The organism is uncultured Virgibacillus sp. (assembly GCF_947495635.1).
Lineage (GTDB): Bacteria > Bacillota > Bacilli > Bacillales > Amphibacillaceae > Virgibacillus > Virgibacillus salarius.
Window position 1 is genome coordinate 1 of record NZ_CANMAB010000138.1, and the last position, 8219, is coordinate 8219.

Sequence of the window (8219 nt, forward strand, 5' to 3'; positions counted from 1 at the left end):
AAAGATTCCAGCTATCATTTTTTGATAACTGGAATCTTTTTTAACTTCATAAGGGCTAGTTATGTCCCAGCCCCTTCAACTGGGCTTTGATTTCTTTCCAAAATCACTATTTCTACACGCCTATTTTTACTCCAATTAACTGCTGAAGTATTAGGCGCTATAGGCTGTGTATCCGCATAACCTACTGATGAAAATCGGGATCTATCAAAGTCATTTTGCTGCAATAAATAACGAATGACACTGCTTGCTCTTGCTCCTGAAAGCTCCCAATTCGAAGGATAACGATAGTTAGAAATTGGTCGACTATCTGTATGTCCCTCAACATGTACATGATTCGGTAGATTTTTGAGTAACGAACCTATTTTGTTTAAAAATGGTTTCCCAGAATTTAGGATAACCGCCTCACCAGAGTCAAACAATATACTCTCCTGTAGTACAAGCTCAACCCCCTGCTTTGTTCTATTAGCAGAAATTACTTTATTCAAGTCATTTTTATCTAAGTAAGCTTCTACTTCCTTCATTAAATCATCTAATGATTGTTCATTTTTATCCGTTTGTTTATCTCGATCGTTTGTGTTCGGCATCTGCGTAGGTGTGTCAAATTCATTAGACTGTTCCCCACTCTCTTCATTACTTGTATTTTCCGTTGGATTGTCCATAGGAACAGGTGAAGGATAAAAATCGAAAATCATTCGATTACGAAATGAATCTGAAATTGCCTCAAATTTCACTAAATCAATTTGCGACATGGAAAACAAAAGAATAAAAAATACTAAAATAAGCGTAACCATATCCGAATAAGTAACCATCCACTTTGGCGCACCATTCTTATTTGATCGTCTTATTTGCCTACGCTTCATGAATACTCTCCTCCACGAATTTAGCAGAATCGTCACTTTCTTGTTTTGCTTTTGATTCGTTGGATAGGAAGGCACTTAATTTTTCTTCCAGTATTCTTGGGTTCTGTCCGGATTGAACACCGATTACACCTTCAATAATGATCTGTTTGAGAAATACTTCTTCTTCCGTTTTACTCTCGAGCTTACTTGCCATGGGTATGAAAACCAAATTTGAAAGAACTGTACCATACAGCGTTGTTAACAACGCCACTGCCATACTCGGCCCTAATGTTGAAGGATCTTGTAAATTATTGAGCATGAGCACCAGTCCAACAAGTGTTCCTATCATTCCCCAAGCTGGTGCGTATTCTCCTGCCTTTTCTATTAAGGATCTGCCTCTATAATGACGATCTTCTACGGCAGTAATCTCAGCGTCCATTATATCTTTAATTACTTCCGGCTCAATACCATCTACAGCTAAGAGAATACCCTTCTTAATAAAAGGATCTTCTACTTCCTCTAGTTCGTTTTCCAGTGCCAATATTCCTTCTCTTCTAGCTCTTTCTGATAAACGAACAAATAATCCAATCAATTCAGGTAAGCGTTGGTCATTCTTATGAAATGCTTCACTTAAGACCTTTCTTGTTAATTTAATTTGTTCCATTTTAAAATTAATCAACATGGAGGCAACTAGTCCTCCGATAACGATAAAAATGGAGGAAATATCCATAAAAATAGATGCCCCACTTGTACCGCTTTTGGAAACAATGGCCAGCATAATCATAATAAAACCTAATGTAATGCCGATAGGAGTTAATATATCACGTTTTCTCATATTCTCTCTCCTCAGATAGCTGTTGATTGAGGATGTTCAAAATTGGAAGTGGCATCGCGTTTTAACCCCTGTTAAAGCTTAGTCCACGTGTCTAGTCCATCCAATTCCAACATTTGAACATGCATCTTTCATCTCTATTTAGTATATCGGCATCTTTTATTATTTTGTTGAGCTTCTTTTTTCAATCCGGTGCGGTAAAACGACTTTTTTATCTTGTACTTCTTCTTTATTCATATATTTTGTTAAGAGTCTCATTGCCACAGCACCAATATCATACATTGGCTGAACAATCGTTGATAACGTTGGTCTTACCATTGTCGCCAAACGAGTATTGTCAAATCCAAACACTTCTATATCTTCTGGAACACGATAGCCTTTATCTTGCGCGCCATGGATAACGCCTAAAGCCATTTCATCAGAAGCCACAAAAATAGCGGTTGGTTTTTGATCTTGCTCTAACAACTGGTGCACCGCTTCAATTCCTGAGCTATACGAATAATCTCCTTTAATAACCAGTGATTCATTTACGGAATGCGAAGCTTCATTTAATGCTCGGGCGTAGCCTTTATATTTCAACTGATTGATATGCGTATCTTCTAGTCCAGAAACAAACGCAGGTATATCGTTACCTTGCTCTATTAGGAATTTAGTTGCCTCATATGCAGCTTCTTCATAGTCTATATTTACAGAAGGAATTTCATGGTTATCATCATATGTAGCAGCTAACACTACTGGTACAGATGAACTCTTAAACTGTTGAACATGTTCCTCCGTAATATTTCCACCCATAAAAATAATCCCATCTACTTGCTTTTCTAGCATGGTATTTATTAATTGTAACTCTTTGTCTTTATTTTGATCCGAATTACTTAAAATCATATTGTATTTATACATTGTTGCAATGTCTTCAATACCTCGGGCTAATTCTGCGAAGAAAATACTGGATATATCAGGTATAATCGCACCGACAGTTGTTGTTTTCTTACTTGCTAGCCCTCTAGCCACTGCATTGGGACGATATCCTAATCTTTCAATTGTTGCTAATACCTTTTTACGAGTTGTTGGTTTTACATTGGGATTCCCGTTTACGACACGAGAAACTGTAGCCATGGATACATTTGCTTCTCTTGCTACATCATATATTGTAATGTTCATTTTCTTTTTACCTCCTAATATATAGATATCGTTCTCTATTTTCTATATCATACTCTACTATGAAACATTTTTCAAAGCAAAAAAGGCTGATGCATCACAATGGACCATCAACCTCTCTATTTCAGAACATTAAAATGAAACAAAACTTTATTTCATCCGATTAGACATATCCTTAACTTCTTCCATAAAACGATTAAATGTTGGAATATCCATCTGTTGTGCTGAATCTGAAAGGGCAACAGCAGGATCCGGATGAACTTCTGCCATAACACCATCAGCGCCAATTGCAATCGCTGCTTTCGCTGTAGGTAATAGCAGATCTCTTCTACCAGTGGAATGTGTGACATCAACCATAACCGGCAAATGCGTTTCCTGTTTTAATACTGGAACTGCAGAGATATCTAACGTGTTACGTGTCGCTTTTTCATACGTCCGAATTCCTCGTTCACATAAAATGATATTTCCGTTGCCTCGTGAAATGATGTATTCTGCTGCGTTGATAAATTCAGAAATGGTGGCTGAAAGACCACGTTTTAAAAGTACGGGCTTATCCACGTCACCGGCTGCCTTTAACAATTCAAAATTCTGCATGTTTCTAGCACCAATTTGAATTACATCAACATAATCCATTGCCTGCTCAATATGTGCGGGGTTTACAATTTCGCTAACAACAGCTAACCCATACTCATCTGCTGCTCTTTTGAGTAATTGTAAGCCTTCAACACCAAGACCTTGGAAATCATATGGAGACGTTCTTGGTTTAAATGCTCCCCCACGCAGTAGCCTTACTCCATTCTCTTTTACAGCTTTGGCTACACGAGCAACTTGTTCATATCCCTCAACGGCACATGGTCCCATTACAAAATGAATAGAACCGTCTCCAATTGAAGCACCATTGATATCTATGACCGTATTTTCCGGCTTCTTTTTTCTAGATACAAGTAATGCTTTACGGTGATCATCCTCTTGTAGTTCCAAGCTAGCTTTGAAAATTTCCTTAAAGATATGCTCAATGGTTGCGTTCTCGAACGGACCATCATTAATTGAAGTAATTTTATCTAACATATCTCTTTCTCGCACAGGGTCAAATCGCTTAATACTCTGTTTTGCTTTTATTTCCCCGATTTGTTGAACAAGTGTAGCACGTTCATTTATTAACTTTAAAATCTCCTGGTTCACATGATCCAGTTGATCTCTAACCTGATCTAACTCACTCATATTATGTTCCCCCTATGCCTCTTGTTTTTAATAATTAGTGACAATTATAGCTAAAAATTTTTTCTTTGTCGATAAAAAGTTTATAATTGATTCATATTATCTGTTTGAAAGGATTATTGCTTATGAAGGATCGGATTTTTGCACTGGATATTGGGACACGCTCTGTAACTGGAATCATACTAGAAAAGCGTGACCAAACCTATCATATGTTGGATTATTATATGATGGAACATAAAGAACGGTCGATGAGAGATGGACAAATACATAATGTTGTGGCTGTTTCTGAAACAATTATAGAAGTAAAAAATAAATTGGAGTCATCTCACGGCTCGCTTAGCAAGGTGTGTGTTGCTGCTGCTGGAAGAGCATTAATGACTACACAAGCAACTGCTTCTAAATCATTACAGGATACACCGATCACTAGCGAAGAAACAATTAAACACCTAGAATTAAGCGCTGTCCAAATGGCACAATTGAACTTGCAAAAACTACAGCAAGATGCTGATTTATCCTCTTATTATTGCGTTGGCTATTCCGTGTTGCATTATCGTATAGATCAGCAGCAAATTGGTTCACTAATTGATCAGCGAGGTACAGAAGCTTCTGTCGAAATTATCGCTACGTTTTTACCTAAAGTTGTTGTTGAATCATTATTAGCAGCCTTAGGAAGAGCTAACTTAGAAATGGAAGCTCTTACCTTAGAACCTATTGCAGCTATACATGTGCTTATTCCAGAGTCTATGAGAAGATTAAATGTTGTGCTAGTTGATATTGGAGCTGGTACTAGTGATATAGCTATAACGGATAAAGGGACAGTAGTTGCATATGGAATGGTTCCAATTGCGGGTGATGAAATTACGGAAGCAATAAGCGATCAATACTTATTAGATTTTCCATCTGCAGAAAAAGCAAAACGTATGATTGTCGATAATGGTGAAGCTATTGTAGAGGACATTCTAGGATTTGAAGCGACAATTACACCCAACATGATAGAAAACGATATTACGGATGCAATTGATAACTTGGCCACGCAAATATCGAATGAAATTATCAATTTAAATTCACACTCGCCAAAGGCCGTAATGCTTGTTGGTGGAGGAAGTCTAACACCAGGAATAACCAATTCAATAGCTAGTAAATTAAATCTACCGATAAATCGAGTAGCTGTACGGGGAATTGATGCAATTAACCAATTAGAAAAAACCAATAAATTACCTACAGGACCTGATTTTGTCACTCCAATTGGTATAGGAATTGCGGCCAAACAAAATCCTGTCCACTATGTCAGTGTTACAGTTAACGGTAATACGATAAGATTATTTGAAATGAAAGAATTAACAGTGGGAGATTGTCTTATTCAATCCAGTATAGATATTCAAAAATGGTATGGAAAGCCAGGTATAGCCTCGATTATAACTATAAATAACAAAGAAGTTACGTTACCTGGTGAAATTGGTGAACCACCGAGTATCCAATTAAACGATACCAATGCTTCTGTGAATAGTAAGATTCATAATGGTGATATCATAACAATTGAAAAAGGCCGTGATGGAAAGCATGCTCAAGTAACAATTCAGGAACTTCTTGGAGATATACCACCTTTAATGATTTATTATAACGGAGCAAAATATCACATATATCCTCAGTTTGAGGTGAATAACGTACCAGTAACGAAAGAATATAGTATACAAGATCGAGATAATCTTACATGGAGACAACCGAACAGCTTAGAAGCTGTTTTAAATCAAGTATCTTCTGATAAAGTAGGAAAAGATGAACCATTTATCGTCTATGTAAATGAAGAACCAATCCACATTACAAAGGGCGAACCACAAATAGCTCTTAACGGCAAGCCTGCTACAATGGATCATCGTCTTAAGCAAGGAGATCGATTACAGCTATTACTAGCTGAACAGCCAACTGTAAAAGATGTACTGAACCAGTTAAATAAACCATTAACACATAGGATTATGGTTTCGTTTAATAATGAGTCAGTAGAACTTGCTCAACCTCTATATGTAATTAAAAAAGGGGATAGCATACTTGATGAGGATACACCATTAAAAAAGCATGATCGATTAAAAGTTTACGAACAAGAGCAGCAGCCATTTATCTATCAGGACATTTTTCGTTATGTAGATTTAGACCTCACGAACGCCAACGGCAAATTCTCTATATATCAAAATAATGCACCATCTAGCTTTCATTCAACGATTAAGCATGGTGATCATTTACAAATCATTTGGGAATAATACACGGCTTAGTTAGAACAAAAGCGCAAGCCTCCGAATAGAAACGTAGCGACTTTAGCGAGTAAGGAATCACGATGAGTTTGCGAGCCGATGATGACTTAGATTAGAGCGATCGTGAAGTCGCATCGTTTCTGGGCGCTGGGGCTGGACAGACTCAACACGCCCATATTTATCGAGCTAATTTTTATAATTTCCTATACTAATAAAAAGGACTCCACGCAGAATAAAATGGTGTCCTTTTTATTTATGTTCTTTTCATTACTAAGCCTTATTTTGCTAATAGATATTCCTGATAAAAGAACAGACTAAGACATAGCTAAATAAGCGATGAAAATAATGAGAAAACCAAATCCAATAATATAGGCTAAGAAAGCCGGGTTAAGTAATACCGGATGTTTTCTTGTTGCTTTAAATTCAGTATCATACTCACTATTTCTTTCCTCAATATCTTTGCCGACTTTAATTGTAAAAAATAATGCAATAACTACAAGCACTGCACCTAATACGATTAATAGAAGCATGTAAATACCGCCTTTTTTCTTATGTTTTGAAGAAAGACGAGTCCTTATACATTGCATTTTTTTATAAATAAAAAGGGCTGCCCTTAAAGACAGCTCTGTTCTCATAAGACATACCTTTTTATTCGTTACTTCTGTTTTTCTAATTCTTCTGCAGCGTCTTCTATTGCCTCTGCAACTTCTTCTGCTGCTTCTAGTGCCTTATCTTCTTTACTTCTTTTTTCTTGTAATTTAGCCTGTACACTCTTGGTAATTTCCTTTGTTTTCTGTGATGCATTCTTCGTAATTTGAGCTGTTGAATCCATCGCTTTTTTCTTTAGCTCTGAACCAGTTGTATAGGCTTTATCTTTCCAATCTGAACTTTTTTCTTGCGCAACGTCTTTCCAAACATATGCGCGGTCCTTTACTTGATGAGCACCCTGATTAATATCACCTCGTAATTCTTTACCAGATTTTGGAGCCAATAGTAAAGCTGTAACTGCTCCAACAATTCCTCCGATAAAAGTACCCAATAAAAAGTCCTTACTATTCATATTGTTATCTGCCATGTAATTTTCCTCCTATATTTATTTATTTTTTTTCTTCCATAAATCCATAAGAACTGTTCCCCATTTAATGGCCTGAGAGGCTTTTTCAGGATTTTTACTAGCAGTTCGAGAAATACTGTTAGAAAGTTGTCTTAAAGACTGATTGAAATCTTTAACAGTTTCCCCAATACCTTTTGCACCATCAAATAATCCATTCATTTTTGCCGATTTTTGATTAAGGTCATCTGCGAGCTTGTTCGTTTTATTTAATAATTGGGTTGTTTCTTCGGTTATACCCTTCATTTGCTTATCTAAACCTTCTAATGTACCAGCCACATGACTTAACGTTTCCCTGGCTGCTTTTAACGTAATAATTACATAAACAACTAAGACAACAAAAGCTATTGCTGCTATAAACGCTGCTATATATCCGAGAACTTCCACTATGTCCACTCCTTCTACTATCACTATGTATTGTAATATTTTCAATATGTGTATATATCCAGAGAATAGATTTACTAATAAACCTATTTCTACTGATCTCTACTTGTAAAGTATAGCAAAAAATGGCTATAAATAAAAATACCCTTATATATTTCAACTAAAACCTATTGTTCTCTGTCTGATCTAGTCATTTAATGTCCTTATAATATTAATTCGACAACCTTGTATAATTTCCTTTATTTTTATTAGTAATTACAAAAAGTAAAAATTCACAGGTGGGGTTTTACTGCCAGTTATATGTCGGATAAAAAATAGCCTAATAAGATTAGAACTACAGCGATTAAAGAAGTTACTAAGAAAAACTGAGCAAAATTCGCTCAGTCCTTATCACTAAATGCTCAGATTTACGCTTCCTCTAGTAGCTATTATGG

Annotated in this window: 8 protein-coding genes; 1 reads left to right on the forward strand and 7 read right to left on the reverse strand. The window is 36.2% G+C overall.

The features are described 5' to 3' along the window. Positions 1-59: 59 nt before the first annotated feature. The 4 genes from motS to Q1A47_RS19140 form a co-directional block, all read right to left on the reverse strand. Complete coding sequence (gene motS / locus Q1A47_RS19125; protein ID WP_121605497.1) at positions 60-860, reverse strand: flagellar motor protein MotS; 801 nt, start codon at positions 858-860, stop codon at positions 60-62. Beyond that, positions 850-1674, reverse strand: a complete 825-nt coding sequence (gene motP / locus Q1A47_RS19130) for a flagellar motor protein MotP (RefSeq protein ID WP_026681467.1) — start codon at positions 1672-1674, stop codon at positions 850-852. The genes motS and motP overlap by 11 nt, the downstream gene beginning before the upstream one ends. A gap of 159 nt (positions 1675-1833) precedes the next feature. Beyond that, positions 1834-2829, reverse strand: coding sequence for a catabolite control protein A (ccpA, locus tag Q1A47_RS19135; RefSeq protein WP_026681468.1), 996 nt, complete (start codon positions 2827-2829; stop codon positions 1834-1836). A 147-nt stretch (positions 2830-2976) separates the two neighbouring features. Beyond that, complete coding sequence (locus Q1A47_RS19140) at positions 2977-4047, reverse strand: bifunctional 3-deoxy-7-phosphoheptulonate synthase/chorismate mutase (RefSeq protein ID WP_026681469.1); 1071 nt, start codon at positions 4045-4047, stop codon at positions 2977-2979. 122 nt (positions 4048-4169) lie between these two features. On the opposite strand from Q1A47_RS19140, the gene pilM reads away from it, so the two are divergent. Beyond that, entirely contained in the window at positions 4170-6299 is a 2130-nt protein-coding gene (pilM, locus tag Q1A47_RS19145; RefSeq protein ID WP_026681470.1) for a pilus assembly protein PilM, read from the forward strand. A 305-nt stretch (positions 6300-6604) separates the two neighbouring features. Here pilM and Q1A47_RS19150 read toward each other — a convergent pair whose 3' ends face one another. The 3 genes from Q1A47_RS19150 to Q1A47_RS19160 all read right to left on the reverse strand — a co-directional run bounded on the left by Q1A47_RS19150 (position 6605) and on the right by Q1A47_RS19160 (position 7788). After that, positions 6605-6820 carry a hypothetical protein gene (locus Q1A47_RS19150; RefSeq protein WP_034679115.1) on the reverse strand — a complete coding sequence of 72 codons (216 nt, stop codon included), beginning with the start codon at positions 6818-6820 and terminating at the stop codon, positions 6605-6607. A gap of 125 nt (positions 6821-6945) precedes the next feature. Beyond that, complete coding sequence (locus tag Q1A47_RS19155; protein ID WP_026681471.1) at positions 6946-7365, reverse strand: YtxH domain-containing protein; 420 nt, start codon at positions 7363-7365, stop codon at positions 6946-6948. 18 nt (positions 7366-7383) lie between these two features. Next, entirely contained in the window at positions 7384-7788 is a 405-nt protein-coding gene (locus Q1A47_RS19160) for a DUF948 domain-containing protein (RefSeq protein WP_026681472.1), read from the reverse strand. Positions 7789-8219 lie beyond the last annotated feature (431 nt).